General features: G+C 42.3%; 23 protein-coding genes. 13 read left to right on the forward strand and 10 right to left on the reverse strand.

Annotated features, from left to right (window positions below; all coding sequences use genetic code 11):
- Positions 1–7: 7 nt before the first annotated feature.
- The 3 genes from MASE_RS07275 to MASE_RS07285 all read right to left on the reverse strand — a co-directional run bounded on the left by MASE_RS07275 (position 8) and on the right by MASE_RS07285 (position 2955).
- A complete protein-coding gene (locus MASE_RS07275; protein WP_014949095.1) occupies positions 8–1189 on the reverse strand; it encodes a DUF3080 family protein in 1182 nt (393 codons plus the stop codon).
- Entirely contained in the window at positions 1186–1935 is a 750-nt protein-coding gene (locus MASE_RS07280; RefSeq protein ID WP_014949096.1) for a pteridine reductase, read from the reverse strand. Before MASE_RS07280 ends, MASE_RS07275 begins: the two co-directional genes overlap by 4 nt.
- A 135-nt stretch (positions 1936–2070) precedes the next feature.
- Complete coding sequence (locus MASE_RS07285; protein ID WP_014949097.1) at positions 2071–2955, reverse strand: fructosamine kinase family protein; 885 nt, start codon at positions 2953–2955, stop codon at positions 2071–2073.
- A gap of 447 nt (positions 2956–3402) precedes the next feature.
- Here MASE_RS07285 and thrS point away from each other — a divergent pair, with 447 nt between their 5' ends.
- The 4 genes from thrS (at position 3403) to rplT (ending at position 6661) form a co-directional block, all read left to right on the forward strand.
- The gene (thrS, locus tag MASE_RS07290) at positions 3403–5319 is read left to right on the forward strand and encodes a threonine--tRNA ligase (protein ID WP_014949098.1); all 1917 of its coding nucleotides are present in this window, start codon (positions 3403–3405) and stop codon (positions 5317–5319) included.
- Positions 5320–5430: 111 nt separating this feature from the next.
- Entirely contained in the window at positions 5431–5970 is a 540-nt protein-coding gene (infC, locus tag MASE_RS07295) for a translation initiation factor IF-3 (protein WP_071814473.1), read from the forward strand.
- Between the two features lie 118 nt (positions 5971–6088).
- Positions 6089–6286, forward strand: a complete 198-nt coding sequence (gene rpmI, locus MASE_RS07300; protein WP_012518091.1) for a 50S ribosomal protein L35 — start codon at positions 6089–6091, stop codon at positions 6284–6286.
- Positions 6287–6304: 18 nt separating this feature from the next.
- Positions 6305–6661, forward strand: a complete 357-nt coding sequence (gene rplT / locus MASE_RS07305) for a 50S ribosomal protein L20 (RefSeq protein WP_012518092.1) — start codon at positions 6305–6307, stop codon at positions 6659–6661.
- Positions 6662–6952: 291 nt separating this feature from the next.
- Here rplT and MASE_RS07310 read toward each other — a convergent pair whose 3' ends face one another.
- Complete coding sequence (locus MASE_RS07310; protein ID WP_014949100.1) at positions 6953–8362, reverse strand: mannose-1-phosphate guanylyltransferase/mannose-6-phosphate isomerase; 1410 nt, start codon at positions 8360–8362, stop codon at positions 6953–6955.
- Positions 8363–8395: 33 nt separating this feature from the next.
- Positions 8396–9850: an undecaprenyl-phosphate glucose phosphotransferase gene (locus tag MASE_RS07315; protein WP_014949101.1), complete on the reverse strand. Its 1455-nt coding sequence runs from the start codon at positions 9848–9850 to the stop codon at positions 8396–8398.
- Between the two features lie 683 nt (positions 9851–10533).
- Between MASE_RS07315 and MASE_RS07320 the strand changes: the two genes are divergently transcribed.
- From MASE_RS07320 to MASE_RS07340, 5 genes are read left to right on the forward strand one after another with little or no spacing between them, the layout of a single operon-like run.
- Entirely contained in the window at positions 10534–11739 is a 1206-nt protein-coding gene (locus MASE_RS07320) for an outer membrane beta-barrel protein (RefSeq protein ID WP_014949102.1), read from the forward strand.
- Between the two features lie 11 nt (positions 11740–11750).
- Positions 11751–12284, forward strand: a complete 534-nt coding sequence (locus tag MASE_RS07325) for a polysaccharide biosynthesis/export family protein (RefSeq protein ID WP_039227210.1) — start codon at positions 11751–11753, stop codon at positions 12282–12284.
- 24 nt (positions 12285–12308) lie between these two features.
- Positions 12309–14525, forward strand: coding sequence for a GumC family protein (locus MASE_RS07330; protein ID WP_014949104.1), 2217 nt, complete (start codon positions 12309–12311; stop codon positions 14523–14525).
- Positions 14526–14534: 9 nt separating this feature from the next.
- Complete coding sequence (locus MASE_RS07335) at positions 14535–15266, forward strand: tyrosine-protein phosphatase (RefSeq protein ID WP_041693445.1); 732 nt, start codon at positions 14535–14537, stop codon at positions 15264–15266.
- Positions 15266–16030 carry a VpsP family polysaccharide biosynthesis protein gene (locus MASE_RS07340; protein ID WP_014949106.1) on the forward strand — a complete coding sequence of 255 codons (765 nt, stop codon included), beginning with the start codon at positions 15266–15268 and terminating at the stop codon, positions 16028–16030. The genes MASE_RS07335 and MASE_RS07340 overlap by 1 nt, the downstream gene beginning before the upstream one ends.
- 12 nt (positions 16031–16042) lie before the next feature.
- Here MASE_RS07340 and MASE_RS07345 read toward each other — a convergent pair whose 3' ends face one another.
- The 5 genes from MASE_RS07345 to MASE_RS07365 all read right to left on the reverse strand — a co-directional run bounded on the left by MASE_RS07345 (position 16043) and on the right by MASE_RS07365 (position 21315).
- Complete coding sequence (locus MASE_RS07345; RefSeq protein ID WP_014949107.1) at positions 16043–16453, reverse strand: hypothetical protein; 411 nt, start codon at positions 16451–16453, stop codon at positions 16043–16045.
- Positions 16454–16503: 50 nt separating this feature from the next.
- Positions 16504–17913, reverse strand: a complete 1410-nt coding sequence (locus MASE_RS07350) for an O-antigen ligase family protein (RefSeq protein ID WP_014949108.1) — start codon at positions 17911–17913, stop codon at positions 16504–16506.
- 47 nt (positions 17914–17960) lie between these two features.
- Positions 17961–18530, reverse strand: a complete 570-nt coding sequence (locus MASE_RS07355; RefSeq protein ID WP_014949109.1) for a hypothetical protein — start codon at positions 18528–18530, stop codon at positions 17961–17963.
- A 119-nt stretch (positions 18531–18649) separates the two neighbouring features.
- Entirely contained in the window at positions 18650–20587 is a 1938-nt protein-coding gene (locus MASE_RS07360) for a bifunctional diguanylate cyclase/phosphodiesterase (RefSeq protein WP_014949110.1), read from the reverse strand.
- A complete protein-coding gene (locus MASE_RS07365; protein ID WP_014949111.1) occupies positions 20587–21315 on the reverse strand; it encodes a transglutaminase-like cysteine peptidase in 729 nt (242 codons plus the stop codon). Before MASE_RS07365 ends, MASE_RS07360 begins: the two co-directional genes overlap by 1 nt.
- Before the next feature lie 333 nt (positions 21316–21648).
- Between MASE_RS07365 and MASE_RS07370 the strand changes: the two genes are divergently transcribed.
- From MASE_RS07370 to MASE_RS07385, 4 genes are all read left to right on the forward strand, one after another.
- Positions 21649–22788 (forward strand): glycosyltransferase, encoded by a 1140-nt coding sequence (locus MASE_RS07370; RefSeq protein ID WP_014949112.1) that lies wholly within the window; start codon positions 21649–21651, stop codon positions 22786–22788.
- A 440-nt stretch (positions 22789–23228) separates the two neighbouring features.
- Positions 23229–24131 (forward strand): O-antigen ligase family protein, encoded by a 903-nt coding sequence (locus MASE_RS07375; protein ID WP_232362827.1) that lies wholly within the window; start codon positions 23229–23231, stop codon positions 24129–24131.
- Entirely contained in the window at positions 24131–25237 is a 1107-nt protein-coding gene (locus MASE_RS07380; protein ID WP_014949114.1) for a glycosyltransferase family 4 protein, read from the forward strand. Before MASE_RS07375 ends, MASE_RS07380 begins: the two co-directional genes overlap by 1 nt.
- A 9-nt stretch (positions 25238–25246) precedes the next feature.
- Positions 25247–26206, forward strand: coding sequence for an acyltransferase family protein (locus MASE_RS07385; protein ID WP_014949115.1), 960 nt, complete (start codon positions 25247–25249; stop codon positions 26204–26206).
- Positions 26207–26252 lie beyond the last annotated feature (46 nt).

The raw sequence follows: 26252 nt of genomic DNA on the forward strand, positions 1-26252 counted from the left end.
CGCGCTATTAAATAGGCGCGACGGGCGATAGATTACATCTACCAAGGAATCCTTGCCATAAGTTGACATGCGCTTTCATTACGCTGCTGTATTGGTTGAATCCGTCTTGTGACTGTTGCCTGATGTAGCGTTTGAATTCCTCGTGCAGCGACGGCTGCGCAAGCCACTCTTCCCATAATGGCGCTAGTTTGTAGTGGTATTGATTTACCAAGCTTCCTACAGGTTGAATTTCCTCAATAAAAAAAAGATAGAATACATTACGCAATATTTTTGCTTTGTCGCTGGCGCGGCCTTCTGGGCAGCTTACCGCATCAAGCTCGGTTTCAAGCATATTTGTAAGCAATGAGAGGTTTTGCGTTAAGGTTTGTTGTGTATGCCAAAGTGTAGCGGGTAACCTGGCTGAGCGTATAATTTTCAACTGTTGTTCAAGCTCGCTGCTCTCAATAATACTCTCACTATTATTTTCATTCGTAGCCTCTGTTTCTGTATCGCTCGGTGCTGTATTTGAGAAATACATATCGCTCAAGAGCACTTCTTTGTTACTTAAGCTATTGATGTAATAAAGCGCGTTTACGCTAGAAAGTGTGTCTTTATTATTTTCAACTGAAAATAGACGTTCAGGTGTATTAAGCGCCAAACGTAATTCTTGGCTTCCTTGGACTAGGTTTGCCCAAGTTTTGCTGTAGTCTTGCGTTTTTTGTTCACGCCACGATGCGATGGTTGCGGCCAGTGCCGCATTACTCTGGCTAGTTTCGCCTTCTTTAGTAAGCGCCGCCTCGCAGCTTTTAAGCACGGTAAGCAGTTTGCTCTCATAAACAAGCCGTTGGGATGGCAACTGACTTTTTCCTAGTGACGTATTGCGCTCGGCAACTACAGTGCCCAGCTCACAATCTTGCAGCGCATAAAACTCACGCAGGTTTATACTCACGCCTTCAATGGTGTGCTTAAGCGTTGCGGAGTCGGCAAGTTTGGGAAGTGGTGTAGTAATCTTATTGTTAAACGAGTCGGGTAGGGGCATATCGAGCACGCGAGAAAGCCGTGCGGCGTAATCATCAATGCTTTGCTTCACAGTACTACCGCCAAAACAACCCGTTAAAGAAAGTAAGCCCACGCTGATAATGACATTTCGGCAGGCGCTTCTTAAGTGCGAAACTTTTGGTTGCAAGGCTTTTCGTTGAAATTTCCTCACGCGGAGGCACCGGTATGAAGTCCGCGCCCGCCGTCGACATAAATGATTTGTCCTGTGATATAGGGGGCTGATACCAAGAACGACAATGTCTTGGCAATGTCTGCAGGTGTACCTAATTCCCCTAACGGAATACTCGACAATAATTTTTCTTTTTCATCATCACCCATTTCTCTTTCTGGCCACAAAATAGCCCCTGGCGCGATACCATTTACGCGAACATGGGGTGCTAAGTCTATTGCTAGTGACTTGGTCAGTGAGGCAAGGCCTGATTTAGCAATCAAATAAACACTATGCTTGGGAAGTGGACGATCGATATGCATGTCGACCATATTGATAATGCAGCCTTTACTTACCGCTAATGCTGGTGCCAATGCTTGTGACAAAAACAATGGCCCCTTCACGTTACTGCCTATCAGAGATACCCAGTCGTCTTCTGAAATTTCGCCCACCGGAGTGGGGTAAAAACTAGAAGCATTATTTACTAAAACGTCTATCTGACCCCAAATGCCTAATGCTCGCTGCCCAAGTGCACTTACTTCGTCTGAATTACAAAGGTTGGCCTGAAGGCAGATAGCTGAATCCGCTCGCTGATTGTTAAGTTTTTCAGTCAGTGCGAGTGCATCGTCTTTGGAATGTCCATAATGAATAATAACGCGATAGCCTTCGCTATGAAGCTGACACGCCATAGCGGCGCCTATTCGTTTTGCTGCCCCGGTAATAAATGCAACAGGGCCTGAGTTTTTCATAATTAAAGCTGCTCTCTATTTTAAATCGTATGCTGTCTATCTATCGCCTGCATGTTCATTGTTAAGTGGGGGTGGCAACCATACGACGATTAAACGAATGATGGACAAGAAATGCGAGCTAGTTTGCATGTCGCATTAGTGCTTGTAAATGTCGTCTAATATTTGTTTGGCTTGCGCTATGTAGTGCGCGCCAAATAATAACCCGTGATTTAAAATATGGTAAAGCTGGTAAATTGGTTTTCTTAAGCGGTAATTATTTTCGATTGGGGTGTGTTGATGGTAGCCCTCGAAGAATGATTGGGGAAAAACGCCAAACAATTCGGCCATAGCAAGGTCGGTTTCGGCGTCGCCAACGTACACCGCTGGGTCGAATAAGACTGGCCCTTTCTTATTGAATCCCGCGTTACCCGCCCATAAATCGCCATGAAGTAGGGAAGGGTGGGGTTGATGTAAGCTCAAGAGATGTCTTACTCGAGTAACAATATTGTCTATATTGCCATCTTCTCTTTTCCATGTACCAATTGATGCCAAGCGTTCTAGCATGCTACCAATTCGTTTTTCTGCAAAAAAGTCAGCCCAAGACGCCATTTTTCCATTGGTTTGTACACTGGCGCCAATGTAATTGTCATGCGGCCACCCATAGCTGGTGTAGGCGTTAACCGCATGAAGTGCAGCGAGTTGCTGTCCTAAAATGAAATAGTCATTTTCAGTAGGTTCAATAAATCGAACGTGAGAAAGTACCAAATATTCCATATTGGGCGTTTCATTGGCTGTAATTCCATGGCAAATGACTCGCGGGGTAGCAATGGTTTGCGTGTTAGCGATGGCCGCTAGTCCTTCGGCTTCATGAGATAATTGCTGAGTATCATCATATTTGCGGGTTTTAACAAAGTAGCGATGGGTCGTATCCTTTATGATGTAACTTTCGTGCGTATCTCCGCCGCTTACGCGCTGTGCTTTTTGGCAGATAAAAAATTGCTGGGTTTCATCTGAAATATGCTCGCTAATAAAATGCCACATATTGTACGCTCTGCTTGTTCTAATGCTTTTTTCAAGGCGATTGGAGTGTTGAGTGACTACTTTCCTATGGCACACTAGAGCACCTGCAAAGAACCAGTCCAGCAGCCTTTATCGCCTTACACTAAAGTATGGGATAAAAACGGTGAAATGCATAAATTCCTACTCAAAATCTTCCTAAACGAAATCAAACCTTCACAAATTAGCCAATAAAGGCTTTTCGATATTGAAGTTGCCCCTACACTGGTTATAATCCACAACTTGCTTTAATACTGAGAAAACTCAGTAAGTTCGACGCGTATACAGTTTTGCAGTACCAATGCGCTGTATTTTTATGCTGTACTTTAGTCGCTTCAAATAAAGCAAGTTTCGAGTGCTATAAAGCACGATTAAATTTTCAAAAATATGCATGTGGCGCAGAGTAGGCGTCACCACTGTAAAGGAATTAAAATGCCTGTAATTACCCTTCCTGATGGAAGCCAACGCGCTTTCGATAACGCTGTTTCTGTACTAGATGTTGCAAATGATATTGGCCCTGGTTTAGCCAAAGCAACCATTGCAGGAAAAGTAAACGGTGAGTTAGTTGACGCCGTTGATATGATTGACGCGGACGCACAACTTCAAATTATTACTGCAAAAGACGATGAAGGTTTAGAAATTCTTCGTCACAGTTGCGCGCACTTGTTAGGTCACGCTATCAAACAACTTTGGCCTAACACCAAAATGGCTATCGGCCCTGTTATCGACAACGGTTTCTACTACGATGTTGATATGGAAGAAAGCCTAACCCAGGAAGATTTAGCTAAACTAGAAAAGCGTATGCTTGAACTGGCTAAAACTAATTACGACGTGGTTAAGAACAAAGTTAGCTGGCGAGAAGCACGCGATGCATTTGAAGCGCGCGGCGAAAGCTACAAAATGGAAATTCTTGATGAGAACATCAGCAAGGACGACCGCCCAGCACTGTATCACCACGAAGAATACACAGATATGTGTCGTGGCCCTCACGTGCCAAATATGAAGTTCTGCCATCACTTCAAACTGATGAAAGTGGCGGGTGCTTACTGGCGTGGCGATAGCGACAACAAAATGCTTCAGCGTATTTACGGTACTGCGTGGGCAGATAAGAAGCAGCTTAAATCTTACCTACAGCGCTTAGAAGAAGCTGAAAAGCGCGACCACCGTAAAATTGGTAAAGCACTTAACCTTTTCCATTGGCAAGAAGAAGCGCCAGGCATGGTGTTTTGGCACAACGACGGTTGGTCAATTTATACCGAGCTTGAAAGCTACGTTCGTAAGAAACTACGCGAATACGGTTACGACGAAGTAAAAGGCCCATTAATGATGGACCGCTCGCTTTGGGAAAAGTCAGGTCACTGGGACAAATACGCTGAAAACATGTTTACGACTGAATCTGAAAAGCGTGAATATGCCGTTAAGCCAATGAACTGCCCAGGCCACGTACAGATTTTCAATCAAGGTTTGAAGTCGTACCGCGACCTGCCTCTTCGTATGGCTGAGTTTGGCTGCTGTCACCGTAACGAACCATCGGGTGCACTACACGGTCTAATGCGTGTTCGTGGCTTTACACAAGACGATGCTCACATTTTCTGTACTGAAGAACAGATCCTAGAAGAGGTGAGTGGCTGTATTAAGATGGTGTACGAGACATACGCTGCGTTTGGTTTCGAAAATATCAAAGTTAAGCTGTCTACTCGCCCAGAAAAGCGCGTAGGTGCTGACGAGATTTGGGATAAATCAGAAGCTGCGCTTGCAGATGCACTTAAAGCTAATGACATCGAGTTCGATTATCAGCCTGGAGAAGGAGCGTTCTACGGGCCAAAAATTGAGTTTACACTGCACGATTGCTTAGACCGTGCATGGCAGTGCGGAACCGTACAGCTAGATTTCTCAATGCCAGGTCGCTTAGGCTCTACTTATGTAGCAGAAGATGGCGAACGCAAAGTGCCGGTAATGATTCACCGCGCTATTTTAGGTTCACTAGAACGCTTCATTGGAATTTTGACCGAAGAATTTGCAGGTTTCTTCCCACTCTGGTTGGCACCTCAGCAGGTTGTGGTAATGAATATTACCGACAAACAAGCTGAATATGCCTCAGATTGTGTAAAAAAACTGCAAGAATTAGGTTTTAGAGCAAAGTCTGACTTGCGAAATGAGAAGATCGGCTTTAAAATCCGCGAGCACACTTTGAAGCGTATTCCGTATATGCTAGTTGTGGGCGATAAAGAAATGGAAGCGGGCGAAGTAGCAGTGCGCTCTCGTCGCGGTGACGACCTAGGCAAAATGCGCCTGGAAGACTTTATTGCCATGGCTCAACAAGAAGTTGTTGAAAAGACGATTAAGTAGTTGAGCAAATTGTGTATAATACACAATTAAGGTGTCTGCTTTTGGTTTTACTTTGGGTCAACCGACCTCCCAAAAGCAGACAAAAGAATTAAATGTTTGGAGGAATAGCACATTAAAGGCGCTAACAACAAGGCTCAGGGCGACAAAGCCCGCATTAACGATGAGATTAAAGCCAGAGAAGTAAGATTAATTGGCAAAGACGGTGAACAGGTTGGTGTGGTTTCTCTAGCAGAAGCTACTCGTAACGCAGAAGAAGCGGGCCTAGATCTTGTAGAAATCAGTCCGAATGCCGAGCCGCCAGTCTGTAAAGTTATGGACTATGGCAAATTCCTCTTCGAAAAAAGTAAAGCTCAAAAAGAGCAGAAGAAAAAACAGAAGCAAATTCAGGTCAAGGAGATTAAATTTCGCCCTGGCACTGATGAAGGCGATTACCAGGTCAAACTGCGCAACCTGCGTCGCTTTCTTGAAGGTGGTGATAAAGCCAAAGTTACGATCCGCTTCCGCGGTCGTGAAATGGCGCACCAAGACATCGGTATCGATCTACTTAACCGCGTTAAAACCGATTTAGAAGATATCGCTACATGCGAGTCTTTCCCACGTCGTGTGGAAGGCCGTCAGATGATCATGGTGCTAGCCCCAAATAAGAAGTAGTAACGGTCTAAAGTTTTAAGGAATCTGCACCCTTAAACACCTTGCTGCTAAACATTAACCGGTATGAAGTGACTGCAACACGAAAAATACCGATATTAAACAATGCGGAGTTTTAGCAATGCCTAAAATGAAAACTGTAAGCGGTGCCGCCAAACGTTTTAAGAAAACGGGTTCTGGCCGCTTTAAAAGCAAACAGTCTCACTTACGTCACATTCTGACTAAGAAGAGCTCTAAGCGTAAACGTCACCTTCGTGGCAAAAAACTGGTTCATGACTCTGATACCAAATTGGTTCAGCGCATGTTGCCTTACGTATAAGACTTAGGAGACTGATTAATGGCTAGAGTAAAACGCGGCACTATCGCACGTGCTCGTCACAAAAAAGTCCTCAAGCAGGCAAAAGGTTATTACGGCGCACGTTCACGTGTATATCGCGTAGCGGTACAAGCTGTAACTAAAGCTGGTCAATATGCTTACCGTGACCGTCGTCAGCGCAAGCGTCAATTCCGTCAACTATGGATTGCACGTATTAACGCTGCTGCTCGTCAAAATGGTATGTCATACAGCCGTTTCATTAACGGTTTGAAGAAAGCGTCTGTTGAAATCGATCGTAAGATCCTTGCCGACATCGCAGTACATGACAAAGCAGCTTTCAGCGCACTAGTCGAAGCGGCTAAAGGCGCATTAGCTTAATTATTAACTAATTAAGTTTAAGTTCTTTCGGAAAAAGGCGAGCAGGATGCTCGCCTTTTTTCGTTTTTGGGGTTCAGACTTTGTTTTAAACTTATCTAGTCCATAGTTTAACAACGCCCTTCTAATATCCACTTATTGAATATCTGTAGAAAAGCGCGCCTTCTCTAGCTTTACTCTAGGTTTTCATGCGCAAAGAACAAAAGAGTAGGGGGGCTTCTACATGTGGAATTTTAAGCACAAAAAAGCAGAGCCAAAGCTCTGCTTATATTCGCAATTTAGCACTTAGTGCTATTATTTTTTCTCTACACGCCCGTAGCGGTCTGACAACCTAACTATATCATCTTCACCAAGGTATGCGCCCGATTGCACCTCTATAAGCTCTAGAGGGATTTTTCCGGGGTTTTCTAGTGCGTGTACTGCACCGATTGGGATATAGACAGATTCGTTCTCTGTTACTAATTGAGTATTGTCATCAATAGTCACATTGGCACTGCCCGATACCACAATCCAATGCTCAGCGCGGTGGTGGTGCATTTGCACAGATAGTTTTTCACCAGGTTTTACCGTAATACGTTTAACTTGAAAGCGTGCACCGCTGTCAATTGAATCGTAGCTACCCCACGGACGGAAAACTTCGCGATGGAATTCAAACTCAGGACGTTTTTCAGCTTTTAGCCTGTTGACCACGGTCTTAATACTTTGAGCGTCATCTTTATGTGCGACCATAACGGCATCTTTGGTTTCGACAACAATAACGTCTTCTAAGCCAATGACAGATACTAATCGCTGTTCTGCGTTCACGTAACTATTTTTAGTATTTTCTAAAATCGTATCGCCTACACAAACGTTGCCGTTGTCATCTTTATCGGCGGTTTCCCAAAGCGATGTCCAACTGCCTACATCGCTCCACCCTGCATCTAATGGCACCATTGCAGCGCTGTCAGTTTTTTCCATCACTGCATAGTCAATAGAGTCGTCAGGACACGTAGCAAAAATTTCAGAGTCAACTCGAATAAAGTCTAAATCAGGTGCTTCAGTTTCAATTGCGCGACGGCAAATCTCTAGCATCTCGGGGTGATACTTACCTAATTCTTCAATATAACGGCTGGCTTTAAACATAAACATGCCGCTATTCCAGAAAAAATCACCTGACTCAACGTACTGTTTTGCTGTTTCAAGTTCTGGCTTTTCGACAAACTCAGCTACCTCAAATCCAACATTCAGTACATTTCCAGCCTTGATGTAGCCATAGCCGGTGTGGGCCTGGTCTGGAACTATACCAAAAGTTACAAGCTTTCCTTCGTTTGCTAATACTTCTGCTTTAGTAATGGCACTATGAAATGCGCTTTGGTCTTTAATTAAATGATCCGCAGCGAGGACAAGAAGAACAGGGTCATTCTCATTTTTTGTGGCATGTAATGCCGCAAGCGCTATTGCTGGTGCAGTATTTCGCCCAACGGGCTCTAATAAAATACCATCATGTTCTATATTTTTTTTACGAAGCTGCTCAGCAACTAAAAATCGATGCGCATCGTTACATATAAATACAGGAGGCTCCGCATTGGTTCCTTTAAGTCGAGTTATTGTATCTTGAAGCATCGTGCTGTTGGATGTAAGCGACAAAAACTGTTTTGGAAGAGCGGCGCGAGACTTTGGCCAAAGGCGGCTACCAGTGCCGCCAGCCAATACAACAGGTTTCATATGATGATGTCCTTTTCTTGATTTGGTGTACTTCTAATATGCGTTTTTGTTAATGAATCCATTAAATACAGTCATGAATACAATTTTAATATCGAACCAAATAGACCAGCGGTGTATATAGTCTAAATCGTACTCTACACGCTGTACCATCTTGTTAGTGGTTTCCGTTTCACCGCGCAAACCATTTACTTGTGCCCAACCTGTAATACCAGGCTTAACTTTATGCCGCAGCATGTAACCTGTGATGATCTTACGATATTCCTCATTGTGAGCAACCGCGTGCGGGCGAGGGCCTACAATTGACATGCGACCCTGCAGAACATTGATAAACTGAGGTAGTTCATCTAACGATGTGCGCCTTAAGAAACCACCTATTTTGGTTAAACGCGCGTCGTTTTTCGTTGCTTGCTTAACAACTGCTCCGTTGTCTTGCGTAGTCATAGACCGGAATTTGTAAACCGTAATTTGTTTACCATCTAATCCGTAACGCTTTTGTTTGAAAATGACTGGCCCTTTAGATGTGAGCTTAACTGCGGCCGCAATTGCTAACATGGGAACGGATATCAACATTAAAATCAGACTGCTTAATACAACATCTTCAAACCGCTTCAATACGTCACTGGCGCCTTGGAAAGGGGTGTCATATACACTTAGTGCCTGTACATTACCCACGGTTTGCCAGCGAGCGTTAAGCAAGTTGTACATAAAGAAGTTCGGAATTACATAAACGTTAGCGGTGGTATCGCTGCACTGTTCAAGAATTGCACGAATGCGATTTTCTGCACTCATTGGCAATGCTATGTAGATGTAATCAACTTCGTTGCGCTTGGCCATTTCTATGGCTTCTTCAATGTTGCCGAGCACAGCGCCCTGCATCTCATGAGGGAGACGTTCTGCTTCACGGTCATCATAAATACCGTTAAAGCGAATACCTAAATGTTCGTTCTGTTGTATCTGAAGAGCAACATTCGCACCTAAATGAGTAGCGCCAATGATAATTGAACGGCGTGTGTTCAAGCCACTTTTGCGGATGCGGAAGAGGAACTTGCGCATAATAAAACGCCACAGAATCAAAACGACAAACGAAGATGCAAACCAAAGCAATATTGCAGGTGGGGGCGTTTTTATTTCTTGAACGAAAAAGTACCCCATTGACATGGTACCGAGAACGCTCAATGTCCATGTGATTGCAGCCGCTCTCAGCATTTCAGGCGTTCTGTGCCCACGCCACGACCGATATAACTCAACGCCTTCGGCAGAAATTTGAAAGCAAATAACGTTTACAAAAAGAAGAATTAAGCTGGTGGTATCTATCTGGGTACCGTAATACGCTGCTGCTGAATAATACAAAATCGTTACCAGCGAAAGATCGATGAGTCTGTAAATGGTTGAAAAACCACTTTGGTTCCTGACTACCAAACCACCATTAGTATTAGACTCAACGGGGTGAGCTTTAAGTGCTTTGTTAGATTCTACTCTATTGTCCATTTAAGTAATCTCTAAGTGAAAAAGTGAAGCCTGTAGCCAAAGCTAACGACAACAAAAACAAGCTAAGCCATGAATTAAGAAGAATAGCGAAGACAACTTATGGAAGTTAGGCAAATACTGTGCCCACTTTTAAGCGCGTAAGATGAATAATCACAACGTGCTGATTATATTCGCGTTGAAATTTTTCACGTCTAGCGCTTAAGTGCTCTAGCAACAGCGTATTATATGGATATTGTAATTTTATTACAAAAACAAAGTTCATTCCGTACTAATTTGGTGCAAAATGAGTAGAATACGGCGCTAGCGCTTTTCATGAACAATATAATTAAGATAGCATATACCGCGTTTGCAGCCTTGGACATATAGATGCAACAATACCTAGGTATAAGTTGCAGTACTTTGTTAACTGACTGTTGAGTCAAACAATATAGAGCAAATTGACTTTTGCTCTAATGTGTTCGCTAGTAATGTTCACAGCCTAGCAAAGCAAAAGCGGCACGCCTATTGCTCGACATTGATTATCCATGAACTATTAAGGCATTCACCTTGTTTAGTTTGTAAGAATTACACATATTCCGGCTGTTTCGCGGTTTATAGCGTTTACGTAAGGATGTATTTGAAAGCGCTATATCGAAATAATGCACCGTTTTAATACACCCAAGCCATCGTAGGAAGGAAATAACATGTTAAAAAGGACCAAAAGCATAATAGCTCTGTCGGTAATTTGCGCCACACCGACTCTATTTGCCCAAGAGGCTGGTCGAATTCAAGCTGGGCAATTTGATTTGATCCCTTCATTTACGTCTTCGATGGCGTATGTTGACAACGTGGCGAATGCACGAGATAACCAAAGTAAAATATACAGCTGGCGTACCACTTTATCCCCTGAACTTATTGCCGCTACACAAGTCAACGGCAACCCCGTTCAGATTGGTTATAGACTGGAGCGTGGTGTATATTTTTCCAGTAGCAATGATGATTATACTGACCATTTTGTAGAAGCTTCGGGCGACTTTGAATTGAATAGTCGTCATCGTGTGAGTGCGCTCGCTCAATATGAAGATGGTCATGAAGATCGCGGAACCGGCTTCTCAATTGGTTCTGGGTTGGATATTTCAACACCAGATACTTATAAAAGCTCGAACCTTTCTGCTGAATACACGTATGGTGCCGTGACTTCTGATGGTCTTATTACATTAAAAACACGTCGACAATCACTAGACTATGACAGATCTGAAGACGCCTATTTGATCCGCGATAGGGTAAAAACCATGGTTGGCGGTGAGTTTGGCTACCAAATTGGAGCTGCAACTAGTGCTGTTATTGATATTACGCAAACCTACGTTAGATATGATGAGCAGTTAGACTTTGTCACTCGCGACAGTGATGAGACACGCGTTTTAGTTGGTGTTGTTTGGGAAAGCACTGCTGCGACAACAGGTTTTGCAAAAGTAGGTTATAAAGAGAAAGAGTTTGAGGATCAATCACGAGGGACATTCTACGGCACAGATTGGGAGGTTGGAATAGATTGGCAACCAGTGAGCTATTCTACGTTTAGAATCTCGACAAGTGCAGATACCTTCGAAACGAATGGTGAAGGCGATTTCATCCGTGGACAAAACTATAGTGTTCGCTGGAATCATGATTGGCTTGAGCGTTTAAGTACCTCGTTTAGTGTCACTCAACAAGATGACGAATATGTATTTAACGAAATTGATATCGATAATAGAGACGACGAACTCATAAATTACTCAGCATCTTTAAGTTATCAAGCTCGCAGATGGTTAAAATTCAGCACTTATTATCAGTATACAGATCGCGATAGTAACCGAGAGACCATTGGCTATGATAAGAGCGAAATTGGGGTAACTGCTGAGGTAACACTGTGAAACGACAGGTAATTAGTTTAGCTTCGATACTATTCATAATTCTTTACTCGGCGTTCTCCTTCGCTCAGGAAGGAAACTTGAGCATGAGTCAGTATCAACTTGGATCTGGTGACAGAATAAAAATCAGTGTTTTTGGCCAAGATGATCTTTCGATGGAAGTACGTCTACCTGACGTCGGTACAATTAATTATCCATTCTTAGGGGAAATTAAATTGGTAGGCTTAACTGCCGATGAAGTCGAAAAGAAAATTTATGATGGTTTGCTAGGGGATTATTTGGTTAACCCTTCTGTCTCAGTAGCTATCGTTGAATACAGGCCCTTCTTTATTGATGGTGAAGTGAAAAGGCCGGGCGGCTATCCATATCAACCAGGCCTTTCTGTTAATAAAGCAGCTGCATTAGCCGGCGGTTACACAGAGCGAGCGGCCCGCGACAAAATTACCATAATTCGTGAAAAGGACGGCAGAACAAACGAATTCACCGTAACCGTGAGCGATATGATTCAGCCTGGTGATATTATCACCATCAATCAGCGTTTCTTCTAAATTACGTAGCGTGCAGGAAATAAAATGGCAGTAAATGGCAGGGAAGAGTTCAATGCTGGTGTGTTTGAAAATGAGACCATCGACATTGCTCATTATTTGGGAATTATTAAGCGTTACGCATTTCGAATTGTATCATTAGCAATTGCATTTACGATCTTAGTTGCATTGCTAGTTATGCGTATGACGCCCATGTTCACTTCTACTACAACTATTTTAGTAGAGGCAGAAAAGGCGAACGTTGTTTCAATAGAAGAAGTATATGGTCTTGACACAAAGCGCAAGGACTACATGCAAACGCAATTTGAAATACTGCAGTCCCGTCAAATTGCAGAACGCACGGTTGAAAGCTTATCGCTTTATAACAACGAAGAGTTTATGCCAGTTGATGAGGGCCCTAGTCTATTCGATGAACTAAAAGCTAGGGTAGTCGAAGCTTTACCGTTTCTTCCACAGGAAGAGCCTAAAGATTTAACTGAAGAGCAAATTTTAGCGGCAAAAAAGCGCAAAGCTACTTCACTCTTAATGAGCGCACTTACCGTTGAAATGGTCGATAATACGCAAGTAATGAGAATAACCATTACTACTGAATCACCTACACTTTCAGCAGAACTGGCTAACGCAGTCGCAGACGTCTACATTGAAAACTATCTGCAGGCTAAGCTTGATATGACTGCGAAAGCAACGTCTTTTCTTACAGATAGCTTAGAAGGCCTCAAGCAAAAGCTTACCGTGGCTGAACGTAATCTTGCTAAGTTTTACGAACAAAATCAAGTCGTTAACATAGATGGTGTAGTGGGCTTAGCGGCCGATGAACTAGAGCAGCTGAGCAAGCAGTTACTCGATGCGCAAACCGCACTTAAGCTCAATGCTGTTATTTATAGACAAACGCGCAACGATGTTTCGTTAGAAGACATAGCGCGTCTTCCTGAAGTACTGAATCACCCAACCATCAGAGATGTTCGACGTGACGAAGCAAAGGCGATGACGCGCGTGAGCGAGCTAAGTAAAGTTTATGGCCCTAAACACCCTAGAATGATTGCTGCGAATGCAGAGCTCTCTTCTATTCGGGAAACACTGAGCAGTCAGATTAGAGATTTGATAACGAGTATTACAACGCAATACGAAGTGTCGGAAGACCGCGTTGTACAGCTAGAGCAAGAAGTCGCGCAAGCGAAAGCTGAGTTCCGTTCACTGTCAGCGTTAGACAACCAGCGGCGAGCTCTGCAACGTGAAGTTGATATTAATCAGCAGCTTTACAACTCTTTCTTTACTCGTTTGAAGGAAACCGATGAGCTGGGCGGCTTTGAGTCAGCAAATGCGCGAGTACTCGACGCGGCGTTACCCAAATATACGCCTTCCGAGCCCAACAAAAAGCTGTTAATAGGTGCTGCTTTTGTCTTTAGTATGGGCTTTGGCGTTTTCTTGGCCATTGCAATGGAAACCCTTAACAGCGGTATTCGTTCGGTTGAAGATGTTGAGCGTAAACTTGGACAGCGTATGTTGGGTCTTATCCCATGGCTTCCACACAAGAAGAAGACTGACTTACCAATTCGTTCGTTCTTTGATGGTAAAAAGCATCAATTTGCAGAGTCGGTTCGTACCCTGCGAACTAGCCTATCATTATTGAATTTAGATAAAGAGCAGCAGGCCATAATGATTACATCGAGCGTGCCTAAAGAAGGTAAAACTACCGTTTCGATTAATTTAGCGTTTGCCTTGGGGCAGCTGGATAAGACCATACTGATTGATGCCGACTTACGTCGTCCTAGCGTTGGCAAGCAATTTGGCATTCCAAATTACCAGCCCGGTGTTGCGAACTTAATCTTAAAATCACATACTTTTGATGAATGCTTAGTGCAGGATGAAGAATCTAAGATAGATATATTATCCGCAGGAACTATCCCATCAAATCCACAAGAATTGCTAGCTGACAAAGGCTTCGGCGAACTTATCGCCCAGCTCAAGACCCAGTACAAATACGTTGTTGTTGATACTGCACCAACTCAAGCTGTTAGTGACTCTATGGTTATTGCAAACTCATGTGATTCTGTAATCTACGTAGTTCGTGCAGACAGTACCAGTGAGAAGTTAATAAATAATGGTTTGTCTCGATTCCTTCAAGTTGGTCATCGTCTTGATGGGGTAGTGCTAAATCAAGTAGACTTACGTAAATCTGGTGCAGCACAAAGGTATGCTGGATTCTACGACCAATACGGTTATACGAGTCATAAAGACAGCTAACAGTAATTATTGATAGATATACATAGTCATATATTGCCTGGCATCGACGACGGTGCCAGGTCTTTAGATATCGCCATAGAAATGGCACAGCAAGCTGTTGACTGTGGCGTAAGTCACATGGTTTGCACGCCTCATATCCATAAAGGCTACTTCGACAATTCTCCCAGCACAATAAAGCCTGTATTTGATGAGTTTGTGAAAGCTGTCAAAGCAGCGGCGATTCCCTTAACACTTTCTTATGCAGCTGAAGTGAGAGTGAATGAGCTTATTCCCGTTTGGTTGAAACAAGGGGAGCTACCATTCATCGGTGAACTAAGCGATAAAAAAATACTTCTGCTTGAAATGCCTCATAGCCATGTTCCCCAGGGGCTTGAGACCCTAGTTAAATGGCTATTAAGAAATAACGTTCAACCTCTTATAGCGCATCCAGAACGGAATCGGGAGTTGTTAGCAGAGCCAACTAAGTTTAGCTGGCTTCAACGACAAGGGTGTTTGTTTCAAGTTACCGCTGGCGCTTTGACGGGGCGATTTGGAGACAACGTAGCACAATTTGCATTAAGTTTAATGCAGCGAAAAGCATTTCATGTCGTTGCCTCTGATACCCATGATTTAGTACGACGGCCTAATGACATGAGAGATGCGTTTGACGTTGTCGCTGCCTTCGATAGGGTCTTCGCTCAAGACGTTTTCATTAACAAGCCTGGTGAAATAATAGGTAAAGCACTTAGGCAAGGTGTTTAATGAAGGCGTTTCATCTCGCTAGCTTTCACAACCAACAAATTTTTAGTATAGCGCTTAAATGGATCGTAGCGCTTATGGCGTTATGGAGTTTAGTGTGGAGTGTGCAGCTTTTTATTGCGGGTAATGCGTACTATAGCGTAAAGAATAACATCGATATGTGGCAGCAAAGGCCTGAGCGTGCGACTACAGAGAAGATAGAGCGAGCTCTAAATAAAATAGAAACAGCGCTTAGTTATTTCCCGAAAAACGCACTCTACTATCAAGTACAAGGGCAATTATATGAATGGAAAGCATATAGTGTGGGTGAAGCCGGCGTGTCGAGCGACACTCAAACAGCAGCTTTTGATTCGAAGAGAAATTTATACCAAGCCTTTACCGCCTACGAAAAGAGTCTAGAGCTAAGACCGAATTGGAGCGGCAGTTGGATAGGGCTAGCGTCAGTTAAGTGGAAACAGAGAGAATTAGATAGTGCATTCTATGATTATGTAACGCGTGCCGTTGATGTGGGAGCACAAGATGCCATAGTGCACAAATTTATCGTAGAATATGGCTTAGACATGTTTGCCGCACGCTCAGTGCATTATGTAAAAGTGAAAGATCTATTAAAGCGCCATTTAGATTTAGGAATTCAAAATCCACTTAGCAGAAATTTTGTTTTAGAAGCTATCCAAAAGCATAGCGCAGAGGAAGTAGTGTGTCGTTGGTTGAATACTTCGAGTTACCCTGTCAAAAAGCGTATACCTAATTGCGTGACATACGACTAAAAACGACCGAAATTAACTTTTTCCTTTCAACCAGTCCCAAAGCCCCAGTGAAAATCCTTCGAAAAGGTTTATTCCTAACCAACTTTTGAGGATATAAAGAAGTACCAAACCAAGTATTAACGATACGCAGAAAAAAAGCGCAACAGTTGCTGCCATAGCAATTCTGCCAATTCTACTTTCAGTTCTGGATAAATCTCGTTTATCTGTTCCAGCTAACACTACGAAATAATAGCGGCTGCGTAGGAGGCTAATGGTGCCCCGAACATCCACTTTATGATTACCCCAACGTCTTCCCGCAAGCGCAGTATTTAAATGAGATAATTGTTCATCAGAGAATGAGTCAGCTACTTTTTTCGGCATACGCTCAAGCATGTGTTGAACGTTGGGCTCTTCTCTAACGGGGCGTTTAATTTTTAAAACCACACTGCGTCCTTTTACGATAAAACGATCGAGAAAAAATTGAGTTAAGCAGTTTATCTATGTGATTGCCTTCCCATAGAAATATTTCTGCTTAGCGCTCCTAATGCTAGAAGAACAATAAATATAGCCGTATTTGCTGGTGCTTGTAGAGGGAAATCCACACTGCTGTGCAAAGCCATGCCGATAGTTGCCATAATACTTGCAAAAGCGGTGCCCCTGGGTAAAGGGTGGCGTCTATTTCGAACGGCGCTAAGTGCATTTTTAGTACACAGCAGCACTAGCAGAGCAAGAACAAAGGCACCTACGACACCAAACTCAATGCTAAATTGAAGATATTCGTTGTGTGCGTGATCGTAAAAGTGCTGGATACTTTCACTCTGAAATTGAGGGTAAACGGTGTAAAAAGTTCCACCTCCGGTACCTATTAGTCCGTATTTACCTAAGAGGGGGAGTGCGTCTGTTATTACTTCATCTCTACTTTCTTGTGCAAAGTTTGTTTGTTCTAAGCGCTGTTGCACTTGCTTGAGGCCAAAAAGACTACTGACTAACAAAATATCGATAATCAGCATGCTGATAAACAAAGTGATATAGCTTTTTTGACGGGGCTTAAAGTAAATCAAGCCGAGCGTGGCAGTAATTGTCATGGCTATAAAAAAAGCGCTATTACCCATTCGAGAACGGGACATGACTAACGCAATCACCATTATAATTATGCCTATTCTAAATAGTACTTTGTTACTTAGCCAAAACTTCACCAGCCTTCGCAGCCTTTCTCGTTTACTGGTGGTGTTGTCTTGATGCAAACTCGCTATCAAATACCCGATTGCGGCACTCAAACAGAGCATTAGAAAATTTGCGTAATGATTCTTGTAAATATAGCTGCCAGTCGCGATGTGCGAAACCGGCTGCTTGAACACCAGGCTGTACTTAATACCTGAAAGTACTTCTAGTGCGCCGTAGATAGCTTGAAATATGCCAGCTGCGCTAATGACTATAAGGGTGTAGCGTAAACGCTTAGCTGAATTGACAAGGGTTAATGCGATGAAAAATAGAAAGCAATAGGCAAGAGACTTGAAGAAAGTTACGTCGCTCTGGCCTACATCAAAACTCAAAGATAGCCACTTTGAAGTGACGTTCTCTTGGTTACCCCATTGCTCACTTAAGAGGTAGCTTACACGTTCAGGTCTTATTGCCTCGACCAGCGCAAAGGGTAGAGGAACAATATTGATAAGCTGCCAAGCAAGAAAAATAACCCAAAGAATAATGAATGTTCGATATTTTGTGTAGAGTTGATGAAGTAGAGAAGTGTTTAGCAGAACCAAGGTGCCGCCAATTGAAAACAGCGACATTTGCATCAGCGCCCACGCCCACGGGCGATTTGCGCCCAACGACAGAGGAAGCCAGAACAAAGTGAATAAAAGAAAACCGAAAAGAAACTTTTCGGTTTTCAGAACATTAACCATAAACAACTACAACAAAAATAGTTAAAGTTTAAGCAGTTACGTTTTGGTTAGTTGGCAGAAATTGTTGTATCACCACCACCTGCACCCGCTGCCCCAGTACCGACACCAAGCGGAGAAAACGTATTGCCCGTTCCACCTGCTGCAGTAGCTGTTAATGTGCTTGGATCTACACCAGCATTAATAACTGCTAGCAGTGCATCGTCTTCACTAATTACCTGCATTTGAAGAGCGATATTGTAGATCTCGCTTGCACTCTCAGGAAACATTAAAACAGTAATCGTTATGATTTGAGATGCTTGATCTGGAAATTGTGTAAATCCAGCGATGGCTAATTCGAACCCTGTGGCATTTTCGTTAAGTAAACTTACTACAGATTCAAATGAATCTTGGTTGTCAGATAAATACGCAGTGCCTGCAGCATCGAAGTAAAGACCTTCATTGATTACAGTCTGACTAACTTGATTTGCGGCGTCTTGTATATTCGCTCCGTTATCAAGTTCATTAACAAGTAACGTTCTTACTTGAGTGCCCGGTGCGCTATTTTCTTGCGCTGAAGAAACAGGCGTTAGCACAACCAGTGCAATCAAAAGTAGAGATAAAATAACGTTGCTACGCATAGCTTATCCTTTTAAATAAAACGTCGGGTCAGCGTCTTGCTAACACCATTAGTAATCATTGTATAACAAATAAGCGTGCTAGGTCTTCACTTTGTTATACGACTTTTCGGCTAAGTAACTTAATTTTGCCAAAGCGTAGGCTTTGCGAAATAAAAACCTTGCTGATAAGCAACGTCGAGTTGAGTTAATGCCACTGACTCTGCTTCATTCTCAACAAGCTCAGCAATTACGTTGATATTTAATCCTCGAGCTATGCTCAACAAGCTACTTACAAACAACTGATTATCTTTATCTGTGTGAATATCTTTCGTAAGCTTGCCGGAAATTTTTACAAAATGAGGCTGAATAGCCCTCAATCCTGCAAGTGATGCAAGATTTTCTCCAAAGTGCTCAATTGTTACGCGGCAGCCTAATGTCATTAGAGTCTTGCAAAAAGATATGGTGTCATCTTTATGGTGAATGAGTGCTGAGTCTTCGAATTCGAACACCAACTTAGTGCAAAGTGCCGTGTTTTGGTTCAATTGTGCAACTAGCCAGGTTCTGAAATGGGAATTAGCTAGAGATGCATTTGCAATATTAATGGCCACATCACATTTTGCCTGAGAAAGCTTTTTAAAAACGAGGGTTGCTACCAACTTATCGACCTCTGGAATAAGGTTCAATCGTTCTGAAGCGGGGATTAACTGCGACATTGGTATAACACTGCCGCTTTCTTTGTCTTTGAAGCGTGCGAAAGCCTCAAAATATGAGGGAGTGTTTTCAGCAATACTCATGACGGGTTGTATCAGCATGTCAGCGTACTGTTGCTCCAATATCACATTAAGCCTTTCTCTCCATGCAGTGTTACTGTGTATATGAGAGAGTTCTGAAGCAAATTGCCATCCATTAGCTTGTTTAGTTGCAGCCATAAGCGCGCTGTCAGCATTTTCCATAATTTCGGAAAAAGACTGCTTATCGCTAAATTGCGCCACGCCCATCCACACCGAGCGATTTCCGTCTTTGAGAGGATTGCAATGTACGAGAGTTTCACTTAAATCTTCGATTTTATTTGAACATTCTCTCTTTGATATGGCTTCAGTGACTAGTGCAAAGTCGGCGCCTGATAGCCTGAATAAGTGTGTAGTCTCAGCCGACTCTTTGGAGAACTGCTTAAGAATGTTGGCAACTGAAGTAACGTAATTGTCGCCCTCTTGGGCTCCGAGAGAAGTATTGATAGCGTTGAGGTGCGCTAGTCGTATTATAACTAAATAACCTTCATCTGAATGGGCTGTCGAACTTAATAAAGCGTTCATGTGACGAGTGAAGGCACTTCTGTTTTGAACGCCCGTAAGGCTGTCTTCGTACGCTTGCGCCTTGAAGTGTTCTGCTTTTTGGGAAAGTTCTTTAAACATCCCTTCTACAGATGAAGACAGCTTATTCACCGCTTGGGTAATAAATGTAAGCTCTTGGGTAAATGGCTTATAGTTTATTTGAGAAAACTTTTGGTTTTGAATGTCATTAATCTTGCGAACCACGATTCTAAGCGGTTTTGTAATAGCGGTAATTATGAAAAGCAACGCGATGTAGGCTACAACGAACGCGGCAAAAAACATAAAGGCACTTTGTTTGACACTTTCATAAAGCGTTTCATTTGCAAGCCCTGGGTTGCTTTGAACGGTTAGCTCCCCGGCCAGGGTCCAGCCGTCGTTTAATTCAGTTCGTTGAACGGGTGGTGTGACTTCTACTAAATTAGTGAACCACGCAGGCACTGAATCTTGAGTATTTGGGTTTTTACGCTCAATCAGTAAATTTCCTTCCATGTCAGAGACCGTAATATACTGATAGAAACCCCTGTCAAAAATGGCATTTACCATAGTCTCCGCAACGATTATTCCGTTGGGTTCGCCAATGTAAGGCGTGATGGAAAGGCCTAAAGACGTTGCTGTATCTTGAGCGTGAGTCGCTAGTTGCTCGTTAACATATTCTCGAGTTAGCTTTACATTTATAATGAAAGAGCCAGCAAATACTAAAACTAAAAAAATGGCTAAGCTCGTACTTAATTGGGTAGATAGTCTCATTATTTTTCTTTATCTCCGTACATTACGCGGTCTAGTCGCTCTACCATGTCGTCCCACATTTTCATTGGGCCACTACCTCTCAACTTCCGGCCTGTTCCCATCGCTTTCGCAGCCCACAATCCATTACCATTAAAACTGTAAATAGGGGATAAGTCTCTGCGCTTATTCGCCGGTAAAATTCGCCGATTAATATTGTCTAAAACTAAAGGTACTGAGCTAGGCGTTTCATAATAAGCTAGCACCATGTGAGGTTGACGTAATTCTAATGCTGTTACATACATAAGCCTTAATTGACTTTCTGGTACACCTAGCTCAATGAGTGAGAAATATTTCGCAATGGTGTAGTCTTCGCAGTCGCCTGCGCCAGTGGCAATAAACTCTATAGGGGTGGCCCAGTAGTCCTTTTCGTTCCAGTGAACAAGATCGTCAACAAAATCGAACCGGTTAAAGAAGCGGTTGATAGAATAGAGTTTTTCATCAATCGCCTCTTGTTGTAATTCATCGATCAGTTGTCGCCAATCAGCAACATCTTCGGCAGCGTTACTGCCATATACGTCATTAATCCGCTTATAAACCTGCTCGGTAAAGACCGTTTTTTGTTGAGCAATACCAGACGCGACGACAAATACGCAAGACATCATAATAACGCCAGCGCGAAAAGCAGTAATTAAACTGCGGAGTTTGACTGGGTTCTGTGTTCGCGTGACGTAGCGTTCTTTTTGGTGCAAGCCGTGGATACTTTATGCAATAGATTAAGGCGAATGTAAAAAATGTTTCACTACAACGTTGTACGCTGTCTCACCTGTGATTGCGTTATGATGGCAAACTTGGTGATAACTTGAAAGGTTTTTGCTTAACTGAATTATCTTTTACTCAAAAGTGATCATAATTGGCATAATTCGTGTTTCTTATAAGCTAGGTAAATCGTGCAGCGCCCTCGAAAGCTTCGATAAGCACTTGCCATCAATTAGCATTGAAGGGCGGAAACCATGTACGAATATCAATAACACCTGATATCATTAGAACTGTTTGTAGTTTTATTACAACGAAAAGGAACTTTCATGAAGTACTCAGCGCGTCCAGCGGTGTTTATCATAAATTCACTTGAAGGCGGCGGCGCTGAACGAGTTATGGTTAAACTATTAACCATAATGCAATCGTACTTTGTTGCTAAAAGTGTTCCTGTCCATCTTATTCTTCTTGACGACTTGCCAGAGTCACAGGTATGCCCCGAGTACGTAAATAAAATAGTACTTAATACCGAAGGAAGTTTGGTTTCAGGGTATAAGCAACTAAAACCCGTATTGGCAGATCTGAACCCAGAATATTGCTTCAGCTTTTTAACAAGAAGTAACTTCTTAAACGTTATCTTGGCTAAACGGCTAAAATTTAAAGCCATAATAAGCGAGCGGGTTAATACAACAAGCCATCTTTCTGGCGGGCTAAAAGACAGTGTTAGCCGACTATTAGTTCGTTTGCTTTACAACAAAGCTGACAGCGTTGTAGCCGTTTCTGAAGGTGTAAAAGCCGACCTTATCGACAACTATGCAGTATCAAGAGATAAAATTTCGGTGCTGTATAACCCGTATGATATCGAGCAACTTCAGGCTCAGGCATCGGAAAGTGTGCAGGATCTACCAGCAAAGCCTTACATTATTGGGGTAGGGCGCTTAGTCAAAAATAAAAATTTCTCTTTATTACTTAACGCCTATGCTAAAGCTAACATTGCAGAAAACTTAGTGATTCTGGGCGTGGGCGATGAAGAAGCGAACCTAAAAGCACAAGCTAAAGAACTGGGAATTGAAAATAAAACGCAGTTTCTTGGTTTTAAAGCAAACCCATACCCTTATTTAAGCAATGCCGAATACTTTGTAAGCACGTCGAATGCTGAAGGGTTCCCTAATGCCATTGTTGAAGCCATGTGTTTAGAAAAAGCAGTAATAGCAACAAACTGCGAATCTGGCCCTGCGGAAATTATTGCCGAGCAATACCCTTACAGAGTAACTGGCGCTAGCAATGAAAAAAACGGTATTCTTTGTGAGTTAAATAACGCTGAAGGTGTTGCAAGTGCGTTAAGCTCATTCAGTGATGAAACTGTTCGGGCATCTTACGCTGCAAAAAGCAAAAGCTGTGCAAAGCAATTTTCTTACAATGCCTTTCAAGAAAAAGTAATAGCCATTATTGAAAAGGTTTGCAAATAAACATGTTTGAAGGGTTAAAAGTAGTTGTTGGCCTAATAAGTTTTATTTTGGTGTATCGCACCATAACTGGGAACTGCAATAAATATCTTGCGTTTGCTATTTGCGCTATATGGTTGCGATTCTTTTTGTCGGCGTTTCATAGCATTACTTACTCGTCATTAGTAGCTGGCTTTTCAATAAATGCATTGGGGAGCATTGGCGTAGCTGGTTTGGGCTTACTATTAATACCTACTGCTGTTTTTACTTTAAGGAAACTATTTCCTTATTACCTTTTCTTCGCGGCCATCGCGGCAAGCGGCATAGTAAATTTTGAAATTCCAGGCACCATTAATGTTTTAGTTAAATGGTGTTACTTCTTAGTTCTATCTGGCGCACTGTTTCTTTCAATCCGCATGCAGGGTCACGCAGATACGTTCAAAAAGCTCGCTGTCGCGTTTGTTATGCCAGTAATGTTACAAGTGTTTTCGTTTTTGTTAGGCGAAGTAAAAGCTACAGAAGCTGACGGTTCAGCCAGTTATATAGGCGGGTATAATCACGAAGCTGCGTTTTCAATGATTATTGTAAGCTTTATTTTTGTCATTGGTTTAACAGAGCGCGGAAGTATAAAGTTTAGAAGTACGCTGTTTAGCCTGGCTGTGTTTTTACTGATATTAGTCAATTACAGAACAGCAATGTTAGCAGTTCTACCTACAGTAGCCGTATTCTATTACAATTTGATAGAGCAGCGAATTCGCCCCTCTCAAAAAGTGTCAGTTATGACGATTGTTAGCATGGTCATCATTCTCGCTTTTATGGCGCTCTCTATAACGATGCGCGAGCGGTTCGCTGATATTGGAACTCTCATATCTAATCTCGATGTTGTTTTAAAAGCTCCTATATATTTCAGCGAGGCTGAAAAGGATATAATGTCTGCTAGGGTTTATATTTGGAGCTTTTACATAAACGCCTTTATAAATGCTGACCTCCTGAACCAACTTTTCGGGTTTGGACCTGATTCGTGGCGCGGTGTTTTTGCGCAATATGCACATAATACTTTCGTTTCTTATCTTTATGAGTACGGTTTGCTAGGGCTGCTATCATTCCTATTATTATGTGTTTCTATTGTATTTCAGACCCTTACTTTATCTGATTCAGGTCTTAAAAAGCTGTTGCTACTATCGTTTTTTGGTTTTATGGCTATGAACATGGCGACTATGCCGTTATGGAATATAGAAGGCCTTATATTCTTTAGCTTAATGGGGGCGTTAGTTTTCGCCAATAAACCAAACAAGCAACGTAAAGCGCCTATTTCAAGTATTGAAAAAGTTATGGGAATAAATCCAACACAGGGAAATGCTATTTAATGAATATTGTTGTTATCGGTTTGCGTGGAATACCAGATGTAATGGGGGGGATCGAATCTCATTGCCAGAATATTTACCCCCGAATGAAAAGCGATGATCTCGATATAACCGTTATTGGACGTTCGCCGTATTTGAGTAAAAAAGCTTGCGAATATGAAGGCGTTAAAGTGCGTTCAGTTTGGGCTGTGCGAAACAAATTTTTAGAAACTTTTCTTCACACTTTTATCGCTATTTTTTATGCACGTTTATTTTTAAAGCCCGATGTTATTCATCTTCACGCTATAGGCCCAGCACTCTTCACACCCCTTGCACGATTGCTGGGTATGAAGGTAGTAGTTACACATCATGGTGCAGATTACGACAGGCAAAAGTGGAATAGTTTTGCAAAAAGTATTCTAAAATTTGGGGAAAAAATGGGCGTTGTTTTTTCGCAGAAAATGTTTGTGGTTGGCAAGTCTCTAACAGCGCGGCTACAAGAACAGTACCCAAAACATGCACACAAAATAAATTATGTTCCTAACGGTATGCTGCCTTCGTTTACTGGCCGATCACCAGAGAGTGACTTGCCCGCTCAACTTAACCTTACTAGTAGCGGCTACATTGTAACGGTAGGGCGCTTAGTACCAGAAAAAGGTTTTCATAACCTAGTAAACGCTTATAAAAAGGCAAATACGCAGCTTAAACTAGTTATAGTAGGTAATACCGATCACGAAGACGAATACTCCACGTCGCTAAAAGCAATGGCATCTGAAAATATTATTTTCGCAGGGCGTCGTTCTGGCAGCGAACTAAAAGCACTGTATCAACATGCAAAAGTTTTCGTGTTGCCGTCTTATCACGAAGGCCTTCCAATTGTGGCATTAGAAGCAATCAGTTCGGGAACCGATGTATTGCTGAGTGACATCATCCCTAATTTAGATATAGAAGCGCCTGCAGATACTTATTTTGAAGTAGGTAACGAAGCTATGCTCACTTCTAAGCTGAATAATTTGGATGCTCTGAATTTATACATCGACAGGGAAAGGTTTTTAACTCAGTTCGATTGGGACCAAATAGCGCTTTATACAAAAAAATACATCCAATCATTAGATGGAAGCGACAAGTAAGCAGAGTAAATGAGAGATATAAGAATAGACACGCTTCGCGGATTGGCTTGCATATTTTTGGTGGGTTACCATGTAATTGGTAATAACCCGTCAAATGGCTTGCATATAGAAAGTGGCTTTCTGCGGGAGATTAATGACTTGCTTGAAACCGTGAGAATGCCTTTATTTACATTTCTTTCGGGTATGGTGTATGCCTATAGGCCGTTGTCAGGTAATTGGCCGAAATTTTTAAAAGGTAAAGCACGAAGACTGCTTATTCCTATGTTAGTTGTAGGTACGCTATTCGCTATAATTCAAGCTTTAGTGCCTGGCACCAACAATAAAATAGACAATTGGTGGCTTCTACATATATATCCAGTTCAACATTTTTGGTTTGTAGAGGCGTTATTTTGGGTGTTTGTTTTAATAATACCGCTTGAACTCAATAGGTTATTAAATAATAGACTAGTTACAATTTTAACTATTGCGGCTTTTTTAGCTCTAGCCATTGGACAGCCCTACACGAAATTACTGGCCTTTAAAGGGTTTATATATTTAACGCCGTTCTTTTTGTTTGGAATGAGCATAGTGCGTTTCAAAATACCTCCTTTACCTGTGTTACCTAGCCTAATCGGTTTTATAGGAATAATGGCTGCAATTTACTTTCTGACGGACGGTGTATATGGCAGAAGCTTATTGGGTTGTGTAATAGGAATGATTAGCTGTTATTTCTTGTTAGGTTTAAGGCTGCAAATTCATTGGCTGGCAAAAATTGGCATTTATTCGTATAGCATCTACATATTCCATGTTTTCTTTACAGCAGCAAGTAGGATAATTATTAATAAAGTTGTTGAGCTACCTATTGAAGTTAACTTCGCGTTTGGATTGGCGGCGGGTTTAATCGGGCCGATAGCTGTTTATTTGATTGTGGCCAAGGTAGCTTTCGCCAGGTTCTTGCTTTTAGGTGAGAAAAATAGACGCGCAGCCTAATTTATAGGGCACACAAAATGGTTCGATAATTAATTTTTAATGGAAA

The sequence above is a fragment of the Alteromonas macleodii ATCC 27126 genome (assembly GCF_000172635.2).
Lineage (GTDB): Bacteria > Pseudomonadota > Gammaproteobacteria > Enterobacterales > Alteromonadaceae > Alteromonas > Alteromonas macleodii.